This is a genomic window from Neoroseomonas oryzicola, from assembly GCF_012163135.1.
Lineage (GTDB): Bacteria > Pseudomonadota > Alphaproteobacteria > Acetobacterales > Acetobacteraceae > Neoroseomonas > Neoroseomonas oryzicola.
In genome coordinates this window covers 229,839-250,813 of record NZ_JAAVUP010000001.1, presented here as the reverse complement: position 1 = coordinate 250,813, position 20,975 = coordinate 229,839, and the positions used below count along the sequence as shown (strand labels likewise).

Annotated in this window: 18 protein-coding genes; 4 read left to right on the top strand and 14 right to left on the bottom strand. The window is 69.9% G+C overall.

Annotation, left to right across the window (positions count from 1 at the left end):
• Positions 1–43 precede the first annotated feature (43 nt).
• From GWK15_RS01180 to lpxB, 3 genes are read left to right on the top strand one after another with little or no spacing between them, the layout of a single operon-like run.
• Positions 44–643 (top strand): GNAT family N-acetyltransferase, encoded by a 600-nt coding sequence (locus GWK15_RS01180; protein ID WP_168038255.1) that lies wholly within the window; start codon positions 44–46, stop codon positions 641–643.
• Complete coding sequence (locus tag GWK15_RS01175; protein WP_168038253.1) at positions 640–1,539, top strand: nitrilase-related carbon-nitrogen hydrolase; 900 nt, start codon at positions 640–642, stop codon at positions 1,537–1,539. Before GWK15_RS01180 ends, GWK15_RS01175 begins: the two co-directional genes overlap by 4 nt.
• On the top strand, positions 1,536–2,690 hold the full coding sequence (gene lpxB / locus GWK15_RS01170) for a lipid-A-disaccharide synthase (protein WP_168038251.1): 1,155 nt from the start codon (positions 1,536–1,538) through the stop codon (positions 2,688–2,690). Before GWK15_RS01175 ends, lpxB begins: the two co-directional genes overlap by 4 nt.
• A 93-nt stretch (positions 2,691–2,783) precedes the next feature.
• Here lpxB and GWK15_RS01165 read toward each other — a convergent pair whose 3' ends face one another.
• The 3 genes from GWK15_RS01165 to GWK15_RS01155 form a co-directional block, all read right to left on the bottom strand.
• Complete coding sequence (locus GWK15_RS01165; RefSeq protein ID WP_168038250.1) at positions 2,784–3,557, bottom strand: SDR family NAD(P)-dependent oxidoreductase; 774 nt, start codon at positions 3,555–3,557, stop codon at positions 2,784–2,786.
• Between the two features lie 188 nt (positions 3,558–3,745).
• Positions 3,746–4,813 carry a ketopantoate reductase family protein gene (locus GWK15_RS01160; RefSeq protein ID WP_168038248.1) on the bottom strand — a complete coding sequence of 356 codons (1,068 nt, stop codon included), beginning with the start codon at positions 4,811–4,813 and terminating at the stop codon, positions 3,746–3,748.
• A gap of 19 nt (positions 4,814–4,832) precedes the next feature.
• The gene (locus GWK15_RS01155) at positions 4,833–5,786 is read right to left on the bottom strand and encodes a Gfo/Idh/MocA family protein (RefSeq protein ID WP_168038247.1); all 954 of its coding nucleotides are present in this window, start codon (positions 5,784–5,786) and stop codon (positions 4,833–4,835) included.
• A 115-nt stretch (positions 5,787–5,901) separates the two neighbouring features.
• On the opposite strand from GWK15_RS01155, the gene secD reads away from it, so the two are divergent.
• Positions 5,902–8,469 carry a protein translocase subunit SecD gene (secD, locus tag GWK15_RS01150; RefSeq protein ID WP_168038246.1) on the top strand — a complete coding sequence of 856 codons (2,568 nt, stop codon included), beginning with the start codon at positions 5,902–5,904 and terminating at the stop codon, positions 8,467–8,469.
• Between the two features lie 21 nt (positions 8,470–8,490).
• Here the strand turns inward: secD and GWK15_RS01145 are convergent, their stop codons facing one another.
• The 11 genes from GWK15_RS01145 to GWK15_RS01095 all read right to left on the bottom strand — a co-directional run bounded on the left by GWK15_RS01145 (position 8,491) and on the right by GWK15_RS01095 (position 20,927).
• Positions 8,491–9,660: an iron-containing alcohol dehydrogenase gene (locus GWK15_RS01145; protein ID WP_168038244.1), complete on the bottom strand. Its 1,170-nt coding sequence runs from the start codon at positions 9,658–9,660 to the stop codon at positions 8,491–8,493.
• Complete coding sequence (mmsB, locus tag GWK15_RS01140; protein WP_168038242.1) at positions 9,657–10,544, bottom strand: 3-hydroxyisobutyrate dehydrogenase; 888 nt, start codon at positions 10,542–10,544, stop codon at positions 9,657–9,659. Before mmsB ends, GWK15_RS01145 begins: the two co-directional genes overlap by 4 nt.
• 11 nt (positions 10,545–10,555) lie before the next feature.
• Positions 10,556–11,482 (bottom strand): Bug family tripartite tricarboxylate transporter substrate binding protein, encoded by a 927-nt coding sequence (locus tag GWK15_RS01135; protein ID WP_168038240.1) that lies wholly within the window; start codon positions 11,480–11,482, stop codon positions 10,556–10,558.
• A gap of 111 nt (positions 11,483–11,593) precedes the next feature.
• Complete coding sequence (locus tag GWK15_RS01130) at positions 11,594–12,655, bottom strand: ABC transporter ATP-binding protein (protein ID WP_168038238.1); 1,062 nt, start codon at positions 12,653–12,655, stop codon at positions 11,594–11,596.
• The gene (locus GWK15_RS01125; RefSeq protein WP_168038236.1) at positions 12,652–13,638 is read right to left on the bottom strand and encodes an oligopeptide/dipeptide ABC transporter ATP-binding protein; all 987 of its coding nucleotides are present in this window, start codon (positions 13,636–13,638) and stop codon (positions 12,652–12,654) included. Before GWK15_RS01125 ends, GWK15_RS01130 begins: the two co-directional genes overlap by 4 nt.
• Positions 13,635–15,068 (bottom strand): amidohydrolase family protein, encoded by a 1,434-nt coding sequence (locus GWK15_RS01120; RefSeq protein ID WP_168038234.1) that lies wholly within the window; start codon positions 15,066–15,068, stop codon positions 13,635–13,637. Before GWK15_RS01120 ends, GWK15_RS01125 begins: the two co-directional genes overlap by 4 nt.
• A gap of 14 nt (positions 15,069–15,082) precedes the next feature.
• Positions 15,083–16,681: an ABC transporter substrate-binding protein gene (locus GWK15_RS01115; protein WP_168038232.1), complete on the bottom strand. Its 1,599-nt coding sequence runs from the start codon at positions 16,679–16,681 to the stop codon at positions 15,083–15,085.
• A gap of 17 nt (positions 16,682–16,698) precedes the next feature.
• Complete coding sequence (locus GWK15_RS01110; protein WP_168038230.1) at positions 16,699–17,574, bottom strand: ABC transporter permease; 876 nt, start codon at positions 17,572–17,574, stop codon at positions 16,699–16,701.
• The gene (locus tag GWK15_RS01105; protein WP_168038228.1) at positions 17,571–18,512 is read right to left on the bottom strand and encodes an ABC transporter permease; all 942 of its coding nucleotides are present in this window, start codon (positions 18,510–18,512) and stop codon (positions 17,571–17,573) included. Before GWK15_RS01105 ends, GWK15_RS01110 begins: the two co-directional genes overlap by 4 nt.
• Before the next feature lie 7 nt (positions 18,513–18,519).
• On the bottom strand, positions 18,520–20,157 hold the full coding sequence (locus tag GWK15_RS01100) for an amidohydrolase family protein (RefSeq protein ID WP_168038226.1): 1,638 nt from the start codon (positions 20,155–20,157) through the stop codon (positions 18,520–18,522).
• Positions 20,154–20,927, bottom strand: a complete 774-nt coding sequence (locus GWK15_RS01095; protein ID WP_168038224.1) for a class II aldolase/adducin family protein — start codon at positions 20,925–20,927, stop codon at positions 20,154–20,156. The genes GWK15_RS01100 and GWK15_RS01095 overlap by 4 nt, the downstream gene beginning before the upstream one ends.
• Between the last annotated feature and the right edge of the window lie 48 nt (positions 20,928–20,975).

Here is a 20,975-nt window from a genome sequence, read left to right as displayed (position 1 = left end):
GCCCCCCTTTCCCGGCGGCGGGGGCGCCCCTATGCATCGGGCCATGGAACCTGTCCACCTCCGCTTCGAGACGCTGCGCGGCGACGATCTGCGCGCCTGGCTGCCGCGCCTCGCGGGGCTGCGCATCGCCGTCTTCCGCGACTGGCCCTACCTGTATGAGGGCGAGGCGGCCTACGAGGAGAAGTACCTCGCCGCCTATGCCGACAGCCCCGGCGCCGCGGTGATCGCGGCGATCGACGGGGAGCGCGCGGTCGGCTGCGCCACCTGCCAGCCCATGGTCGAGGCCACCGCCCGCGTGCGGGACGCCTTCCGCAGCCGTGGCATGGACCCCGCCCGCTGGTGCTATTTCGGCGAGAGCGTCCTGCTGCCCGAATACCGCGGCCGCGGCGCCGGCGTCCGCTTCTTCGAGATGCGCGAGGCCCATGCCCGCGCCCTCGGCCTTCGGGCGGCGGCCTTCTGCGCGGTGACGCGCAACGACAACGACCCGCGCCGCCCGAAGGACTACGTCCCGCTCGACGCCTTCTGGGGCAAGCGTGGCTATGTCCGGCGCGCCGACATCTCCGTCGTCTTCGACTGGCAGGAGGTGGGCGACGACCGCGAGACGCCGCACGCCCTCGGCTTCTGGGTGAAGGACCCGCTGTGAGCGCGCCCGAGGCGAAGCCGCTGCGGCTCGGCCTGCTGCAATACGGCGTCGGGCGGCCCGATGGCGTCGCGGCCTTCGGGCGCGCGCTCGAGGCACGGCTCGAGGCGGGGCGGGCGCAGGCCGACCTTCTCGTGCTGCCGGAATATGCCTGCGTCGAGCTCGGCGCGGCGTTGGTCGGCGGCGACGTCACCGACGAGCAGACCGAGCTCGCCGCCATGGTCGCGGCCGCGCCGGAGATCCTCGCCGCGATGCGAGCGGCCGCGCGGCGGCTCGGCGTCTGGCTGCTGCCGGGCACGCTGCCGATGCGCGCGGAAGACGGGCGCGTCGTGAACCGCGCGCCGCTGATCGCCCCGGATGGCCGCATGGCGATGCAGGAGAAGCGCGCCATGACGCGCTTCGAGGCCGAGCGCTGGGGCGTCTCGCAGGGCAGCGACCCGCAGGTGTTCGACACGCCCTGGGGGCGGATCGGCATCTCGGTCTGCTACGACGTGGAATTCCCCAAGCATGTTCGGGTGCAGGTCGAGGCCGGCGCCTGGGCGATCCTCGCACCGTCCTGCACGGATTCCATGCACGGCTTCAACCGCGTGCGGGTCGGCGCCGCGGCGCGGGCGATGGAGAACCAGTGCTACGTCGCCATCACGCCGACCGTCGGCACGGCCCCTTGGTCGGCCGCGCTCGACGTGAATCGCGGCCATGCGGCGGTATTCGGCCCGGTGGATCGCGGCTTCCCCGAGGACGGCGTGCTGGCGCGCGGTGCGCTCGACCAGGAGGAATGGGTGTTCTGCCGGCTCGACCCGGCGAAGATTGCGGCGGTGCGGGCCGACGGCCAGGTCCGCAACCACCGCGACTGGCCCGCGCGGCCCTTCCGCCCGGCCGCATCGGCGGCATTCGCATGACGCTGGTCTACATCGTCGCCGGCGAGGCCTCGGGCGACGTCCTCGGAGCGCGGCTAATCGCGGCGCTGCGCCGCAAGCGCCCGGACCTCGACTTCGCCGGCATCGGCGGGCCGCGCATGGCCGAGCAGGGCGTCCCCAGCCTGTTCGACTATCGCGAGCTCGCGCTGATGGGGCTGCTCGAGGTGCTGCCCAAGGTCTTCCGCCTCAAGCGCCTGCTGGCCGATGCCGCAGCCGACGTGACGGCGAAGCGCCCCGCGGTGCTCGTGACGATCGACAGCCCGGGCTTCACGCTGCGGCTCGCCTCCTTGGTGCGGTCGACCGGCGTGCCGATCGTGCACTACGTCGCGCCCCAGGTCTGGGCCTGGCGGCCAGGGCGCGTGGTCAAGCTGAAGGAGAAGGTGGATCGCATCCTCTGCCTGCTGCCCTTCGAGCCGATCTTCTTCGAGGCCGCCGGGATCCCGGTGACCTTCGTCGGCCATCCGGTGCTGGAAAGCGGGGCGGATGCCGGCGACGCGGAACGCTTCCGCACCGCACACGGCCTGCGCGGGGAAGAACGCCCCATCATCGTCATGCCCGGCAGCCGACGCATGGAGGCATCGCGCCTGCTGCCCATCTTCGGCGCGGCGCTGCGCATCGCCTCGGAAAAGCTGCCCGGCCTGCGCCCCGTCGTGCCCGTGGCGCCGATCGTCGCCGAGACGGTTCGCCGCGTCGCCGCGGACTGGCCCGCCGCCCCGATCCTCGTCGAGGGCAACGATGCCAAGCACGACGCCTTCGCCGCCGTCGCTCGGTCGGGCGGCGCAGGGCTGATCAAGTCGGGCACCTCGTCGCTCGAGATGGCGGTCGCGGGCATCCCGCATGTCGTCGCCTATCGGGTGAACCCGATCACGGCGGCGATCGTGCGCCGGCTGGTCAAGGTGCCGCACGCCTCGCTGGTGAACCTGCTGGCCGAACGCGAGGTGGTGCCCGAACGCATCCAGGAGGCCTGCACGCCCGAAGCGCTGGCGGAGGCGCTGCTGCGCCCGATGCTCGACCCTGCGGTGGCAGAGGCGCAGCGCGCGGGGTTCGCCGAGGCGCTCGCGAAGCTGCGCGCGCCGGAAGGGCTGCCGTCGGATGCGGCGGCAGAGGCCGTGCTGAAGGCGATCGAGGAATAAGGTCGGGGGAGGAGAACCTCCCCCGATCCCCCTCCCTTCTTTTGTCACTTGAGTCCAAGGCGTAGGGGGGAAAGGTTCCTTCTCGCCCTGCCCTCACGGCTGCATGTGGCTACCGCCGTCCTCGAGCCAGTTCTGCCCGGTGATGAAGGACGCGCCCTCCGACAGCAGGAAGCAGATCAGCGGCGCCACCTCCTTCGGCGTGGCGATGCGCCCCAGCGGGATGCGCGCCAGCGTGCGGTCCCGGAACCGGTCGGAACGGATGGTCTCGGTCATCGGCGTCTCGACCGTGCCGAACCCGACGCTGTTCACGCGGATGCCGTAGCGCGCCCATTCCAGCGCCGCCGTCATGGTGATGCCGTAGAGCCCCGACTTCGCCGCCGAATAATTCACTTGGCCGATCGATCCGCGCTTCCCGGCGGTCGAGGAGATGTTGACGATCGCCCCGGGCCGCTGCTCGCCGGCCTTGGCGCGGGCGATCATGTGCCGGCCCACGGCTTGCTGCATCAGGTGGCAGGCGGTGAGGTTCACGTCGATCACGGCCTGCCACTGCGGCAGCGTCATCTTCTCGATCATCGCGGCCCGCGTGATGCCGGCGTTGTTGACCAGGCCGTGCACGGCGCCGAAGCGGGCCGCGGCGTCATCGACGATGCGGGCGCAAACGACCTCATCCGTCACGTCGCCCTGGATGGCGAGCGTCCGGTCGCCGGCGAGTGCGCCGGAGACGGCCGCGAAGGTCTCCGGGTTGCGCTCGACCATGACGAGGTTGCCGCCGAGCTCGAGCACGAGCTCTGAAATCGCCCGCCCGATCCCCTGCCCGGTACCGGTGACGATGACGGTGCGGCCCGTGAGGGCCATCGGATTGGTCATGGCGCTTCCTTCCCCTGAGTGTTCTTGGAGGGAACGTCGCGCCGGCCGGTCAGGCTGGCAATACCGGAGGGGCACCGCCCCTCCGGCAAAGGCCGGAAGGCCTCTGCAACCCGCCACGAGGTAATGGTTTCCAAAGGCCCTTCGGCCTTTGGTGGGGGAGGTCCGGAGGGGGCAAAGCCCCCTCCGCGTCAGTTCAGGCGCAAGCCGCGGATGAGATCCGGCGAGGGCGCGACCTCACCGCGCTCGACGCGCTTCACGATCTCGGTCAGCGCGGCATTGGCGCGGGCATCGATGCCGACTTCCTTGCCCTTGGCGACGACGAAGCCGTTGAGGAACTCGATCTCGGTCCGCCGGCCCTTCACCATATCCTGGCCCATCGAGGCACGATGCGCGCCGCCGCCCGGCTTCTGCGTATCCGCCAGGCGCTGCGCGTCATAGGCCGCGCGGGCCGCGGCGTCGCCCTCGCCCGCCTTGGCGATGATCTCGGGGTCGAGGTGCAGGATCTCCTCGAGGTCGTAGCCGAGGGACTGGCCGACGCGGATGGCCTCCGAGCCGAGGCGTGCCGCGAAGGCGCGGATCGCATCGTCCGCGGTGGCGTCCTTCGCGACCATGCCGGTCGCCGCGGCGATGCCGTTGCCCATCACGTTGGCAACCAGCTTCGACCAGCGCTCGCCCCAGAGGTTCGTCGTGGTCAGCGCGGAATCCGACAGCGCGACCAGGGAGGTGATGTACTCGGCGCGCGGGGAGACGCGGCCATGCGGCTCTCCGACGCGGTAGACGGTATGGGACGCGCCCGACTTGCCCGCGGCGCGCTTCACCAGGCCCGGGCCCGTGAGTTCCACCGTGATCAACGAAGCGATCGCGCCGAGCACCCGGCCCCAGCCGACGATGCCCGCGATCACTTCCTCATTGATGCAGTTCTGCAGGGAGACGACGTACCCGCCGGGCGCGAGATACTGCGCGATCATCGTCGTCGCCCAGGCGGTGTCGTAGGACTTCATGCAGACGAAGGCGATGTCGACCGGCTTCTGCTTGGCGAAGGACTGCAACTCGGTGAGGTGGATCGCCTTCACCGGCACGGTGAACTCCGGGACGTCCTTCAGGTGGGCGATGGTCAGGCCCTTGGTGCGCATCGCCTCGACATGCTCGGGCCAGGGGTCGATGAAGGTCACGTCGTGCCCGGCCTGGGCCATGTAGGCCCCGGCATAGCCGCCGACCGCGCCGGCGCCCACGATGGCGATGCGTGGCTTGTCCATACTCTGTCGCTTCCTTCCCTCAGCCCGCGCGGATCGCGGCTTCCACGGCCAGCGCGACCTTCAGCGCGCGGCGGCCGGCGGCACCGTCCACCACAACCGGCGCGCCGTCCAGGCAGGCGGCGACGAAGGCGATCTGCTCGGCTTCCAGGCTGTCGTGGTCGGTCCAGGTCGCGCGGTCGATGCCCGAACCCGGCATGGTCGCGACCGGCTCGGCGCCACCACGGCGCAGCACCGCGAGCGAGCGGTCGAGGAAGTTGACGCTCATCTCCCCCTCGGTGCCGAGCACGCGCAGGCGGCGTTCCATGGCGAGCGAGACGCGCGAGGCCGTCAGCACCGCCGCCCGCCCGCCGGCGAAGCGCAGACGCGCCACGGCGAAGTCCGGATGCTCGGACGCCACGGCAGAACCGACCGCCTCGATCGCCTCCGGCTCCCCGCCCGCGAGTTCGAGAACCAGGTCGATGTCATGGATCATCAGGTCCAGCACGACGGAGACGTCCAAGCTCCGCGGCCGGAAGGGCGCGGCGCGGACGGCATCCCAGGACAGCGCCCGCCCCCCCGCCGGTGCCCCGGTCACCGCCCGGAAGGCGGCCGAGAAGCGCTCAATATGCCCGACCTGCAGCAGCCGCCCCTGCCGGGCGGCGAGCGCGATCAGGGCATCGGCCTCGACCAGGGTCGCGGCGATGGGCTTCTCGATGAAGACATGCTTGCCGGCGGCGAGCGCCGCCTCGGCCAAATCGAAGTGGAATCGGGTCGGCGCGGCAACGATCACGGCGTCCGAGGCCGCGACCAGGGCCGCGGCGTCGAGGGGGATCGTTCCGGTCTCGGCAGCCACGGCCGCGACCCGGGCCGGGTCGGCATCGTGCAGCCCGGCCAGCCGGACCCGCGGGTTCGCCGCGGCCTTGAGGGCATGGAACCGGCCGAAATGGCCGACACCGAGGATTCCGAGGGCGAGTCGAGGATCGGTGGCGCTCATGACGCGGTCCTAGACCCTTCTCCGTGGCATGGAAATCGGCCCGGAGAGCGGGGTTGCATCCCCTGCCCCCCCTCGCCATTGTCCGCCCCGCTCAGAACTGGGGTACCGACTGCCGATGCTACATTTCGCGCGCTGGAAGACGGCCAGCATCCTGCTGGTCTGCCTGGCCGGGCTGCTGGTGAGCATCCCGAACCTGATGCCGCGCACCGCCTTCCCGGACTGGTTCCCGGTGCGGCAGGTCAACCTCGGCCTCGACCTGCGCGGCGGGTCCTACCTGCTGCTCGAGGTGGACCTGAACACGGTGGTCCGCGAACGGCTCGACAGCATGGTCGATGGCGCCCGCACCCGGCTGCGCACGGCCAATATCCGCTACGTCAACCTGGCCGCGGACGTGCCGAACCGGCGCATGGGCCTGCGCGTGACCGACCCGGCCCAGGTCCAGGCGGCGGTCGCGGCGCTGCGCGAACTGGCGAACCCCATCCAGACCGCGACCGGCCAGTCCATCCCCGACCTCGAGGTGACGAGCCAGCCCGACGGGCAGGTCTGGGCGACGGTGACCGAGGCCGGGCTGCGCGCCAAGGCGACCTCCGCGGTCGAGCAGTCGCTCGAGATCGTGCGCCGGCGCGTCGACGAGACCGGCGTGTCCGAGGCGCTGATCGCCCGCCAGGGCCAGTCGCGCATCCTGGTCACCCTGCCCGGCGTCGAGGACCCAAACCGCATCAAGGAACTGCTGGGCCGCACCGCCCGCATGACCTTCCACCTGGTGGACGACAACGCCGCCTTGGCCGCGACGCCGCCGCCGGGGGTGATGTTCCTGCCCGGCGAGCGCGAGGGCGAACGCTACGCCGTGCGCCGCCGCGTCGAGGTGGACGGCGCCAACCTGACGAACGCCCGCGCCGGCCAGGACGGCCGCAGCGGCGAATGGGTGGTGAACTTCCAGTTCGATTCCGTCGGCACCCGCCGCTTCGCGCAGATCACGCGCGAAAATGTCGGCCGGCCCTTCGCCGTGGTGCTGGACGACAAGGTCATCACCGCCCCGGTGATCCGCGAGCCGATCATCGGCGGCCAGGGCCAGATCAGCGGCAACTTCAACGCGCGCTCGGCCAACGACCTCGCGGTGCTGCTGCGCGCCGGCGCGCTGCCCGCCCCGCTCACGGTGGTCGAGGAACGGACCGTCGGGCCCGAGCTCGGCGCCGACGCCATCCGGGCGGGCATGATCGCGCTCGCCGCCGGCACGGTCTTCGTCTTCCTCTACATGGGCCTCGCCTACGGCATCCTCGGCTGGTTCGCGAATATCGCGCTCGCCATCAACATCCTGCTGGTCGTCGCCAGCATGACGCTGATGGAAGCGACGCTGACCCTGCCCGGCATCGCCGGCATCGTGCTCACGCTCGGCACTGCGCTCGACGCCAACATCCTGATCAACGAACGCATACGCGAGGAAGTCCGCAACGGACGAACACCGATCAGCGCGCTGGAGGCCGGCTACACCAAGGCCTCCGGCACCATCATGGATTCGAACCTGACGAACCTGATCGCCATGGCCTGCCTCTATGGCTTTGGGTCGGGCACGGTGAAGGGCTTCGCGGTGACGGTCGCCATCGGCACCGTGGTGCAGATGTGGACCGCGACGGTGCTGACGCGCCTCATCACCTCCTGGTGGTATCGTGCGACGCGGCCGAAGGAACTGCCGGTGTTCCAGCGGCCCGGCCTGTCGCTGTACGAACGCCTGCGCCGCCCGCTGTTCCGCATCTTCCCCGACAACACCCGCATCCCCTTCATGAAGGCGGCGCGGATGGGGCTGATCGGTTCCGCAGTGCTGTCCTCCCTGTCCGTTGCGATCGCCTTCTATCCGGGGCTCGAGAAGGGTATCGACTTCAAGGGCGGCATCGAGATGGAGGTGCGGACGCCCCAGGCCGGCGACATCGGCGCGCTGCGTGCGAGCGTCGGCGGGCTGAATCTCGGCGACGCCACCATCCTGCAGTTCGGCGACGCCTCGACCTTCGCGATCCGCCTGCCCGCCCAAGGCGACGAGGGCGCAGTGCAGGCATCGGTGAACAAGGTGCGCGATGCGCTCGAGCAGGTGGCACCCGGCACGCGCATCCTGCGCGTGGACGCGGTGGGCAACCGCGTGTCGGACGAGCTGTTCATCGGCGGGATGATGGCGCTCGGCCTCAGCTTCATCGCGATGCTGTTCTACATCTGGGCGCGGTTCGAATGGCAGTTCGGCTTCGCCGCCATCGTCACCCTCATCCTGGACGTCACCAAGACCATCGGCTTCATGGTGCTGTTCCAGATCGAGTTCAACCTGACGACGATCGCCGGCATCCTGACCGTCATCGGCTTCAGCGCGAACGACAAGGTCGTGGTGTTCGACCGCATGCGAGAGAACCTGCGCAAGTTCAAGACGATGCCGCTCGACCAGCTGGTGGACCAGTCGATCAACGAGACGATGAACCGCTCGCTCGGCACGTCCATGACGCTGCTGCTCTCGGCGGTGCCGCTGGCGCTTTTCGGGGGCGACACGCTGTCGGGCTTCGCCTGGGTGATGCTCGCGGGCATCATCATCTCGGCGGGCTCGTCGGTGTTCATCGCGGCGCCGATCGTGCTCTACAGCGGGCGCAACCGTCTGCGGCGCAGCGAGGAAACCGCGGTCGCGCCGGCCGGCAAGCCGGCCGCCTGACGGGGCGGCCGGCCGGGCGCGTCAGCCTTCCCAGGCGCGCCTGTAGAGGCTGACGATCGTCGCGGCGTCCGGCACCGCCGGATTGTTCGCCGGGCTGCCCGAGGCAAGCGCCTGGTCCGCCATGGTCGTCAGCAGTCCATCCCACTTCGCCGGATCGATGCCGAAGGCGCCGGGCGTCGGCACGGCGAGGTCGCGGTTCAGGTCCCGCAGTTCCTGCAGCAGCTTCGCGCCTGCGGACTGGTCGCCCTCGGCCGAGGTGGCAATGCCCATTGCGCGCGCCGCTTCGGCATAGCGCGGCAGGGCGGCGTTCAGGCTGTACTCCGTCACCGCCGGCAACAGCATCGCGTTCGACAGCCCGTGCGGCACGTGGAAATGCGCGCCGATCGGGCGCGACATGCCATGGACCAGCGCGACCGAGGAATTGCTGAAGGCGATGCCGGCCAGCGTCGCACCCTTCATCATCGCAGCGCGCGCCACGGCGTTGGACGGTTCGCGGTAGACCGTGCGCAGGTTCGGCGCGATGAGGCGCATCGCGCGCAGGGCGTATTCGTCGGCCTCGTCATTGGCGCGCTTGGACACGAAGGCCTCGAGCGCATGGGTCAGGGTGTCGATGCCGGTGTCGGCCGTGGTGCGCGGCGGCACGCTGAAGGTCAGCTCGAAATCCACCACGGCCGCCAGCGGCAGCGCGCCGAGGCCGGCGATCAGCATCTTCTCGTCACGCTCGGTGTCGGTGATGACGGTGAAGCGCGTTGCCTCGCTGCCCGTGCCCGCCGTGGTCGGGATGCAGATGACCGGCAGCGCGGCGCGATTGGCCTGCGCCGGCACCTTGAAGTCGCGCATCTTCACCCCCGGCGCCGCGGCGCCGAGGATCGCCATCGCCTTGGCCGTGTCCATCGGCGATCCGCCACCGAAGCCGACCAGGCAGTCGTAGTCGCCGCCCTTCATCGCGGCGACGCCGGCCTCGATGACGGTATCGGTCGGATCGGGGACGGTGTCGCTGAAGACGCCGGCGGCGATGCCAGCCCCGCGCAGCGGCGCGAGCGCCTTCTCGACCGTGCCGGAGGAGACCATCCAGGGATCGGTCACCACCAGCGGCTTCGACAGGCCGAACTGGCCCAGTACCTCGGCGAGCCTGCCGACCGAGCCGCCGCCAATCATCAGAAGGCGGGGCGAGACGAAGGTCGTGGTCACGACGCCTTCCCCTCCCGGATCATCGTGATGATGCCGGAGAAGTCCTTGCCGCCGCCGCCGCCTTCGACGAAGCGATCGAATAGCGAGAGGGCGAGCGCGCCGACCTTCGCATCCACGCCGGCATCCTTCGCCGCCTGCTGCGCGAGGCCGAGGTCCTTGCGCATCAGCGCCGCGGTGAAGCCCGGGGCGAAGTCGCGGTTCGCCGCACTCGTCGGCACCGGGCCCGCCACCGGGCAGGAATTGTTCAGCGCCCAGGACATGGCGGTGGACTTGGAGCAGACGTCATAGAGCGCCTGCGCCGGCAGGCCGAGGCGCTCGGCCATGACGAAGGCTTCCGAGGTCACCGCCATGGTGGCCGCGAGCATCATGTTGTTGCACAGCTTCGCCACCTGCCCCGCGCCGGCCGGGCCGCAATGCACGATCGTCCTGCCCATGGCGCCGAGGATGGGGCGCGCGCGCTCGACCGCATCGGCCTCGCCGCCGACCATGAAGGTGAGCGTGCCGGCCTCGGCCCCGCCGACGCCGCCCGATACCGGCGCGTCCAGGAAGGGGCGACCGGCCGCCGCGGCCACGTCGCGCGCCGTCGCGACATCGATGGTCGAGCAATCCATCAGCAGCGCATCGGCGCGCGAGGCCTTGGCGAGACCGCCCTGCCCCAGCCAGGCGTCGCGCACCTGCTCGCCCGCTGGCAGCATGGTGATGACGACGTCGGCGTCCTGCGCGGCGGCCGCCGAGGAAAAGGCCGCCTTCGCACCCGACACGACGACGGCATCGACCGCCGCCGGCACGATGTCGAAGACGACGACCTCATGCCCGGCCTTGAGCAGATTGCGCGCCATATGCGCGCCCATGCGGCCAAGACCGACGAAACCGATGCGTGCCATGACGCTCTCCCTTATTCGGCGCGGATGCCGACGCGGCGGATCAGGTCGCCGAGGCGGACGAATTCACGTTCATTGCGTGCCTGATAGACCTCGGGCGTGCCCGGCAGCGGCCGGGCGCCGAGCTCCGCCATGCGCGAGACGATCTCGGGCTTCTCGAGCCCGGCCCGCAAGGCGGCGTTGGTGCGGGCGATGATCTCGGGTGGCGTGCCGCGCGGAGCAACCAGCCCGAACCAGGCGGTGACCTCGTAGCCCGGCAGGGTCTCGGCGATCGCCGGAATCTCGGGGTTGGCAGGCCATCGCTCGGCCGAGGTCACGCCGATCGCCACCAGCGCGCCGGAGCGGATGTGCGGCATGATCGAGGGCAGATTGTCGCAGCCGAAATCGATGCGGCCCGGCAGCAGGTCCGTCATCATCGGCGCGCTGCCGCGATAGGAGACGTGCGTCGCCTCGAAGCCGCCCATCAGGCGGAAGAGCTCGGCGGCCAGATGCGTCGAGCCGCCGATGCTGGTCTCGCCATAGGACAGCGTGCGCTGCTTCGCGAGCGCGATCAGCGCGGCGGCGTCACGCGCGCCGACGCCGGGATGCGCGGCGATGAGGTTCGGGACCTCGGCGATCTGCCCGATCGGCAGGAAGTCCTTGAGCGGATCGAATCCCGCATTGGCATAGAGATGCGGATTGATCGCATTGGTGCCCGGCGAGCCGAGCAATAGCGTGTAGCCATCCGCAGGGCTGCGCAGCACCGCCTGCGCCGCGATGTTGGACCCGGCACCAGGGCGGTTCTCGACCACGAAGGGTTGGCCCAGGGATTCTTGGAGGATCTGTGCCGCGAGGCGCCCAAGGATGTCCGTCGTCCCGCCGGCCGGGAAGCCGACAAGGATGCGCACCGGCCGGTTGGGCCAGGGCGCCTGCGCGAAGGCGGGCGCGGCCAGCGTGGCCATCGCCCCCGTGATGAATGATCGCCGACGAAACGTCGTGGACACTGCTTCCTCCGGGCTTGATTGGCCCCAGTGTCGGTAGGGCATCGCCCGCTTGTCAAACCGCCCCGCGCGTCAGGCGGCCCGCGCCTTGGCGTAGAGCGCGAGGCGCTTCGCCGCGTTCTCCGAAAGCCCGCCGGTGAAGTCGAGGCCGGCCGGCGGCAAGGTTTCCGCGAAGTGGCAGGCGGCATCGTGGCCGGGACCGAGGCGACGCAGTTCCGGAACCTCGCGGCGGCAGCGCTCCTGCGCGAAGGGGCAACGCGTGTGGAAGCGGCAGCCCGGGGGCGGGTTGAGCGGGCTTGGCAGGTCGCCGCCGAGAGGCTTCACCTGCCCGCGGCGTTCGGGGTCCGGATGCGGGATCGCGGAGAGCAGCGCGCGCGTATACGGATGGCGCGGCGAGGCGAAGAGCGACCGCTTGTCGCCGATCTCGACGATCTGGCCGAGATACATCACCGCCACCCGGTCCGCGACGTGCTTCACCACGGCGAGGTCGTGCGCAATGAACAGATAGGCCAGCCCGAAGCGCCGCTGCAGGTCTTTCAACAGGTTCACCACCTGCGCCTGGATCGACACGTCGAGGGCCGAGACCGGCTCGTCGCACACCACGAGGTCGGGCTGCACCGACAAGGCGCGCGCGATGCCGATGCGCTGGCGCTGGCCGCCAGAGAACTCATGGGGGTAGCGCTGCGCGTGGAAGGCGCGCAGGCCGACCAGGGAAAGCAATTCCTCGACCCGCTTGCGCCGCGCGGCGGCGTCGCCGATGCCGTGGACCAGCATCGGTTCCGCGATGGTCTCGGCAACCGTCAGGCGCGGATTGAGGCTGGCGTAGGGGTCCTGGAAGACGATCTGCATCCGACGGCGCATCGCCCGCTGTGCGGCGCCAGTGATGCGCGTGACGTCCACGCCCTCGAAGCGGATGCTCCCGGCGGAAGGTTCGATCAGCCGCAGCACCAGCCGCGCGGTGGTCGACTTGCCGCAGCCGGATTCACCGACCAGGGCGAGCGTCTCGCCGCGGCTCACGCTGAAGGACACGCCATCGACGGCGCGCACCGTGCCGACCTGCTTCGCGACGATGAGGCCCTTACGGACGGGGTAGTGCTTGGCGAGGCCCGTGACCTCGAGCAGCGTCTCGCTCATGCCGCGAAGGCCTCCACGGGCGCACGCAGGCAGGCGGCGCTATGACCGGAGACGACCTCGCGCAGCGGCGGCTGGTCCGACTTGCACTCGGCCGCGGCGAAGGGACAGCGCGGATGGAAGCGGCAGCCCTTGGGCAGCGCGAAGGGCGGCGGCACGCTGCCGTCGATGGCGAGCAGCGTCTCACGCTCCTCATCCAGCCGCGGCACGGAACCGAGCAGCCCGAGCGTGTAGGGATGCATGGGGTCGCCGAAGATGGCGCCGGCCTCGGCGCGTTCGACCACGCGGCCGGCGTACATGACCGCGACCTCGTCGGCCATTTCCGCCACCACGCCGAGGTCGTGGGTGATGAGGATGATCGACATCCCCGTCTCGGCCTGCAGGTCGCGCAGCAGGTCGAGGATCTGCGCCTGGACCGTGACGTCGAGCGCGGTCGTCGGCTCGTCCGCGATCAGCAGCTTCGGGCGACAGGCGAGCGCCATGGCGATCATCACGCGCTGCCGCATGCCTCCCGAGAGCTGATGCGGATACTCGTCGAAGCGCCGATCAGGCGACGGGATGCGGACGCGGTTCAGCGCCTCGATGGCGCGTTCGCGCAGTTCGGTAGCGGACGCGCGCGGATCGTGGGCGCGCATCGCCTCGGTGATCTGGAAGCCGACGGTATGGACCGGGTTCAGGCTGGTCATCGGCTCCTGGAAGATCATCGCGACCTGGCTGCCGCGGACCTGGCGCATCTCGGCCGAGGACAGGCCCACCAGGTCGCGCCCTTCCAGCAGCACGCGCCCGGCCGCGATGCGGCCGGGATGCGCGACCAAGCGCATGATCGACAGCGAGAGCACCGACTTGCCGCAGCCGCTCTCGCCCACGATGCCGAGGGTGCGGCCGCGCGGGACCGACAGGTCCACGCCATCGACCGCCGTCACCTCGCCGCCATGGGTGCGGAAGACGGTCCGCAGCCCCTCGATGCGGAGGAGATCCTCGCTCACGACCAGTGGAACGTCGGGGGCGCGATCTTCTCGGCGCTGCGATGCGCCCAGTCCTGCTGCGGCACTCGGCCGACGACGCGCTTCTGCGCCTCGTGCAGGTGCTCGGCGGCCTGGCGGTAGTCCATGGTCAGCACCTCGCCATCCTCGACCACCTTGTTGCCGTCGACATAGACGGCCCTCAGCGCGCGGTCGCCGGCGGCGTAGATCAGGCTGCGCAGCGGGTCATAGGCCGGGCGGATCATCGGGTGGGTGATGTCCACCAGAGAGAAATCGGCCTTGCAGCCGACGGCCAGCCGCCCGATGTCGTCGCGCCCGAGCGCCTTCGCCCCACCGATCGTCGCGGCGTTGAACAGGTCGGTCGTCTGCAGCGTGCGCGGCGACCCCGCCTGGGTGCGCGCGATATGCGCGGCGAGCCGCATCTCATCGAGCATGTTGTGCGGATAGGTGTCGGTGCCGATGCCCATGTTCACCCCGCCGCGGATATAGCGGCCAAGGTCCTTCATCGCGATACCGCGGCGGGCGAAGACGGTCGGGCAATGCGCGACCGTGCTGCCGGTCTCGGCGAGGCGGCCGAGGTCGGACTCCGTATGCCAGCGCGTCGAGGGATGGTCGTCGAGGAAGATGCCGTGCCCGATGATCGTCCGCTCGCCGAGCAGCCCCATGCTGTCGAGCCAGCCGATCGGCGTCATGCCGTGGCGGCGGGTGATCTCGTGGAACTCGACCACCGACTGCGCGGCGTGGATCTGCCAGGACAGGCCGCGCGACTTCGCCTCCGCCCGGCTGTCCTGCAGCAGGCCGGCCGAGCAGGTGTCGATCTGCGCCGGCACCACCATGCCGAACAGGCGGCCGCATTCATGCTGTTCGGCGCGCTCGATCAGGCGAAGGGCTTCCTCCATCGCCTTCTCGCCGGCCTTCTCGTCCCACTCGTACTCCACGACGTGGCCGTTCTTGGTGAACCAGCGCGCGGAACGGAACATCGGCGCGACGCAGACGCGCATGCCCGCTTCGGCCAGCAGATCGAGCCAGCCCGGATGCGCCATGGACAGGTCCGCGAGCGTCGTGACGCCGGAGAGCAGCAGCTCCGACAGCGCCACGCGCACGCAATGCGGCACCGCTTCCGCATCGGCGCGGAAGATCGGCATGTATTCGTACAGCGAGGAATTGTAGAGCCCCGGCGAGCCGATCTCATCGAGGAAGCCCTTGTTCAGCGGCTCGCTCGAGGGGTGCGAATGGATGTTCACGAGCCCCGGCATGACCATCAGCCCGCGCCCGTCGAGCACCGCATCGGCAGCCCCTTCATAGGCGCGGCCGAGGAAGGTGATGGTGCCGTCCGTGAAGGCGACATCCATGTCGGGCATGTAGCTGTGGGACTTCGCCGTGGAGTCCCACCCCACGACGAGTTCCGCATTCTTGATGAGCGTGGTGGTCATGGCCCTGCCCTCCCTCAGCGCGTCAGCCGGATGTCGAGGCCCTTGTAGAGGGCGATGCCGTAGATGCCGTGCGCCCGCACGCCCTCTGTCCGCGCCGAGGCGGCGACCCAGAGCTGTTCACGCGCCACCGGGAACCAGACGTTGTTCTCGGCGACGATGCGCTGCGCGCGGGCGATGGCGGCCGCGCGGACGGCCGGGTCGACGGAGGTCTGCGCCTCGGTCAGCGCGCGATCGGTCTCCGGGTCGTTCCAGTTCATCCGGTTCGGCGTCGGCCGGTTGCGGCTGTTGAAGTAGAGCGAGAAGGCGTCCGTCGCCGTCACATAGGGGTAGGACATGACGAAGGCATCGAATTCCTGCGTCGCGAGGCGCCCCCAGCCGACCGTCGCATCCCACATCTGGATGCGCATCTCGAGCCCGATGCGCCGCAGGTCGGCCTGCATCGACTGCAGGTACTGCTGCGCCGCCTGGGTCTGGATGCCGTAGACAAGGAAGGTGGCGCGCTGGCCGTCCTTCACGCGGATGCCATCCGGGCCCATGCGCCAGCCGGCCTCATCGAGCACGCGCTGCGCGCCGGCCTGGTCAAAGCGCGGCACCAGGCGCGCAGCCTCGGCATCGAAGCCCGTCACGTTCGGGTTGAGGTACGCATCCGCCGGCGTCGCCGCCCCGAACCAGGTGGCGCGCACGATCGCCTCGCGGTTCACCGCCATGTTGATGGCGCGGCGCACCGCCGGGTCGCTCACCACGGGCTTGTCCACCTTGAAGCCCATGAAGTGGTCCCAGAAGTAGTTCTCCTGCTGGGACATGCGCACATTCGGCTGGCGCCGGAGCTGCTGGATGGCGATATACGGAATGTACTGCGTCACGTCACCCTGGCCGGTCTGCAGCGCAGCGAGGCGCGTCTGCGATTCCGGGGTGACACGCCAGACAACGCGATCCACCTGCGGCGCCGGGTTCTGGTAGACGCCGGACGGCCCCCAGTTGTAGGTCGGATGGCGGGTCAGGACCATTTCCTGCCGTGGCGTCCAGGACGCCCAGCAATAGGGGCCCGTGCCGTTGAAGCCCTGCACGCCGAAGTTCTGGCCCAGGCGCTCGACCGAGTTGCGATCCACGATCGAGGCGAAAAAGAGCGTCAACTGGAACAGCAATTCGCCGAAGGGCTCGTTCAACTCGTACTCGACGGTGAACTGGTCACGCGCGCGGATCTCCTTCACCGGGCCGGCGCGCCACCGCACCGGGCTGCGCGTCGCAGGGTCGATGAAGCGGTTGAGCGAATAGACCACGTCGTCGGCCGTCATCGGGCGGCCGTCGCAGAAGGTCACGTCGCGGCGGAGATGGAAGGTATAGGTCTTGCCGTCGGGGCTGATTTCCCACCGCTCGGCGAGCAGCGGTCGGACCGTCTGCATGTCGAAGTCGAGCGCCACCAGCGTGTCGCTCATCATGTAGATCACCTCGCCCGCGCCACGGGCGGTGGAGCGCGGCGGATCGTAGTTGTCCGCGTCGATCTCACGCAGGATCACCAGCGTGTTGCGCGGATTGGCCGCCTGGGCCAGGGCATCCGCCACCGGCATGGCCGCCGCCAGCGCGAGCAGCGCGGCGCCGAAGGTCTTCCTCATGGTCTTCCCTCTCCCGATCAAACGCGAAGCCTTGGATCCAGCGCGTCGCGCAGCGCGTCCCCCAGGACGTTGAACGCCAGCACGACGATGAAAATCAGCACGCAGGGCACGACGGCGATGTGCGGTGCGAAGAACAGGAAGTTGCGCCCCTCGGAGGCCATCGCGCCCAGTTCCGGCACCGGCGGCTGCGCCCCGAGGCCAAGGAAGGACAGCGCGGACCCCAGCAGGATGACCTGACCGAAGCGCAGCGTCGCGAAGACGAAGATCGCCGACAGGCAGTTCGGCGCCAAATGCTTCCAGATCAGCCGCGCATCGGTCATGCCGGTGGCGCGCGCGGCCTCGATGTAGTCGAGCCGCATCACCACCATCGCGCTGCCGCGCACGATGCGCGCCATCAGCGGCACGGTCGCGACCGACAGTGCCAGCACCACCGAGAAGATGCCCGGCCCGAAGATCGCGGCGATCGCAAGCCCCACCAGGATCGCCGGGAAGGACAGCAGGATGTCCACCAAGCGCATGATCGGCCCGTCCAGCCAGCGATGGTAGAAGGCCGCGAGGAAGCCGAGCAGCGCGCCGAGCCCGCCGCCCAGCAGCACCGCCGCGAAGCCCATCAGCAGCGACACGCGCAGGCCGTAGACAAGGCGCGTGATCATGTCCCGCCCCTGCGCATCAGCGCCGAGCGGCAGGCCCTCGCTGCCCGGCGGCTGCATCGCGAGCGAGAGGTCGTTGTCATAGGGATCGGTCGGTGCCAGCAACGGCGCGAAGACCGCCGCGGCGATGATGAGCGTCACCAGCGCAAGGGAGACGGCCGCCGCCGGTTCACGGATCAAGCGCGCCAGCACGCCCGGACGCGGCGGCGCGATCGGTTCTTCGGTCTCGGTCGTCGCACTCATGCGCCGCGGATCCTGGGGTCGAGGGCAGCGTAGAGTACGTCCACCGTCAGGTTGATCACGATGAAGCCCATCGACAGGACGATGATGGTCCCCTGCGCCATCGGGAAGTCCGAGGACAGGATGGCGCCGACCGCCAGGCGCCCGACGCCCGGCCAGGAGAACACCGTCTCCGTCACCACGGCCCCGCCGAGCAGGAAGCCGATCTGCAGCCCGATCAGCGTGATGACCGGCACCAGCGCGTTGCGCAGTGCGTGGCGCATCACCACCAGACGCTCGGTCAGCCCCTTGGCGCGCGCCGTGCGGACGTGGTCGGCCGACAGCACGTCAAGCACCGCCGTGCGCGTCATGCGCGCCACCGGCCCGATGAACACGCCGCCCAGCGTCACCGCCGGCAGGATCAGCGAAAGCATCCCATCCAGCGTCCAGATTGGCCCCGCCCGCCCGGTGAAGGGCAGCCACTGCCACTGGAAGCCGACGAACCAGATCAGCACCAGCCCGAGGAAGAAGACAGGCACCGACACGCCTGCCACCGAGATCGCCATGATCGTCCGGTCGATCAGCGATCCGCGCCAATAGCCCGCGAGTGTGCCGAGCAGGATGCCGAGCGGGATGGACCAGAACAGGCTCGCGAACATCAGCTCGAGCGTCGGCCCGATCGTCGCGCCGAGTTCCTGGCTGACGGGCACGTTATTGATGATGGAGGAGCCGAGGTCCCCGTGCAGCAGCCGCCAGACGTAGAGCGCGAACTGCTTGTAGAGCGGCTCGTCGAGGCCGAGATCGGCCCGGATGGCGGCGATGACGTCAGGCGTCGCCGTCGGCCCGGCGCGCACCGTCGCCGGGTCGGTCGGCACCACCTGCATCAGCAGGAAGCCGATCAGGAGCACGCCGAACATCACCGGGATGGCAAGGATCAGGCGCTGGATCGCGTGGCGCAGCATGACGGGGCTACTGCGCCGCGACGGCGCCCGGGGCCTCGCCGTGCCGGTCGAAGATCGCGGCGCCGTCGCGGAAGGTCAAGTCCGCCCGAGTCTTCAGCATGGCCTCGGGCTCGATCGCGAAGACATCCGCCGAGAGCACGGCGATGTCGGCCTGCATGCCAGGGTCCAGCGTGCCGCGGCGATCCTCGGCGAACTGGGTGTAGGCGCCGCACCAGGTGTAGCAATGCACGGCTTCTTCCGGCGTCAGCCGTTCCTCCGGCCCCAGCACCGTGCCGCGGTTCGTCTTGCGCGTGACCATGGTGAAGAGGTTGATGAAGGGATCGACCGTGCAGACCGGGCAGTCCGAGGAGGCCGCCGGGTGGTGCCCCTCATCGAGCCAGGTCTTCATCGGATAGGCGCGGTCCGAGCGCTCATGGCCGAGGTTGCGGACGTAGAGGTCGCCGAACTCGTACATGAAGGTCGGCTGCGGCACCGGCAGGATGCCGCGCGCCTTCATGCGCCGGCGCTGGCCCGCGGTGAGGAAGCCGCAATGCTCGATGCGATGGCGGCGACCGGCGAAGGGGTGCGCCTCGCTGTCCGCGGCCTCCATGCCCAGCAGCACCTGCTCGATCGCGGCGTCGCCGATGGCATGGATATCCAGCTGCCACCCCTGCTCGTGATAGAGTTTCAGCAGCGCGTGGATCTTCTCGTCCGGGAAGGTGAAGACGCCCGTGCCACCGCCGACCGAGGCGAGATACGGATCGAAGAAAGCCGCCGTGAGCCCGCCGGCCGACCCGTCGGCGAAGACCTTTACCGCGCCCCAGCGCAGGGAATCATCGCCCGCCATCGGCCGCAGCCCGGCCGCCCAGGCGTCCTGCGCGATGCCTTCCGGATTGCCGGCCAGCACCTGCCACATGCGCAGCGGCAGCCGACCCGCAGCCTTGGCCGCGTCATAGGCCGCGATCTCGTTCATGCCAGCGGTCATGCCGACATTCATGTCGGTCGCCGAGGCGAAGCCGAGCGAGGCGAGATGGTCGCAGGCCGCGCCGATGGCATCGACCATGCGCGCCTGGTCGGGCTCCGGCATCACGTCCTTGACCAGCCGCATGGCGCGTTCCTGGAACTCGCCCGTGAGCTTGCCGTTCTTGCGGACGATCACGCCGCCTTCCGGGTTCGGCGTATTGTGACCGACGCCGGCGAGCTTCATCGCCGCGCTGTTCGCCACGCCGACATGCCCGCAGGTCCGCACGATGAAGACCGGGTTGTCAGGCGCCGCGGCGTCGAGTTCCTCGGCGGGCGGCTGGCGCCCGATGTCGAGCTCCCCATGGTCGTAGCCACGGCCCAGCACCCACGCCCCCTTCGGCAGCGCCTGCGCCGCGGTGCGGATGCGGCGCAGCACCTCGTCCAGCGTGCGGACTTCCTCGGCGCGCAGGTTCACCTGCGACAGGCCGAGCCCATAGGGCAGCAGGTGCATATGCGCTTCGTTGAAGGCGGGTATGGCGACACGGCCGTTGAGCTCGATCCGTCGCGTCCCCGGCCCTGCCGCGGTCATCGCATCGGCGCCGATCGCGAGCACCCGCCCGTCCTTCACGGCGATCGCATCGGTGAAGCCTTGCGCGAGGCCGCGGAAGACGCGCCCCCCTGAGATCAGCAGGTCAGCGGTCACGAGCGGTAATCCGGCTTTCCGTCCCCGATCAGGCGCAGCGCCGCGCCCCAGGCCATGGCGAAGGCGCTCTCGTCGCTGCCCTTGTTGAACTGCGCGGCGGTGTGCAGGCGCACGCTCTCGGGCGGCATGACCAGTTCGGCGCCGCCGGACATGGCGGAGATCTGCGCCTGGCAGGCACGCTCGAGGTAGTAGATGTTGAGGAACGCCTCGGCCGGGAAGCGCCCGCAGACCAGCAGCCCGTGGTTGCGCAGAATCATCGCATTGTGGGTGCCGAGGTCCTTGACCAGCCGCTCCCGCTCATCGAGGTCGAGCGCGATCCCTTCGTAGTCGTGATAGGCGAGGTGCCCGTAGAACTTCAGCGCGTGCTGGCTGAGCGGAAGCAGGCCCTTGCGCTGGGCCGAGACGGCAATGCCCGCCTCGGTGTGGGTATGGATGACGACGCTCGCATCGTCGCGCGCCATGTGGATCGCGGAATGGATGGTGAAGCCCGCGGCGTTCACCGGCTTCGATTCCGCGGCTTCCTCCACGACGTTGCCGTCGAGGTCGATCTTCACCAGGTCGCTCGCGCGCATCTCATGGAACAGCACGCCGTACTTGTTGATCAGGAAGTGATGATCGGGGCCCGGCAGGCGCGCACTGATGTGCGTGTAGATGAAGTCCGTCATCCGGAAATGCGCGACGAGGCGGTAGAGTGCCGCGAGGTCGCAGCGGATCTTCCATTCCTCTTCGCTGACGCCGCGCATGGCGGCGCTCGGGGTGACGACATTCATTGCGCAATCTCCGGCCGGTCGTCGAAACTGTCATCGCGACCGCCGCAG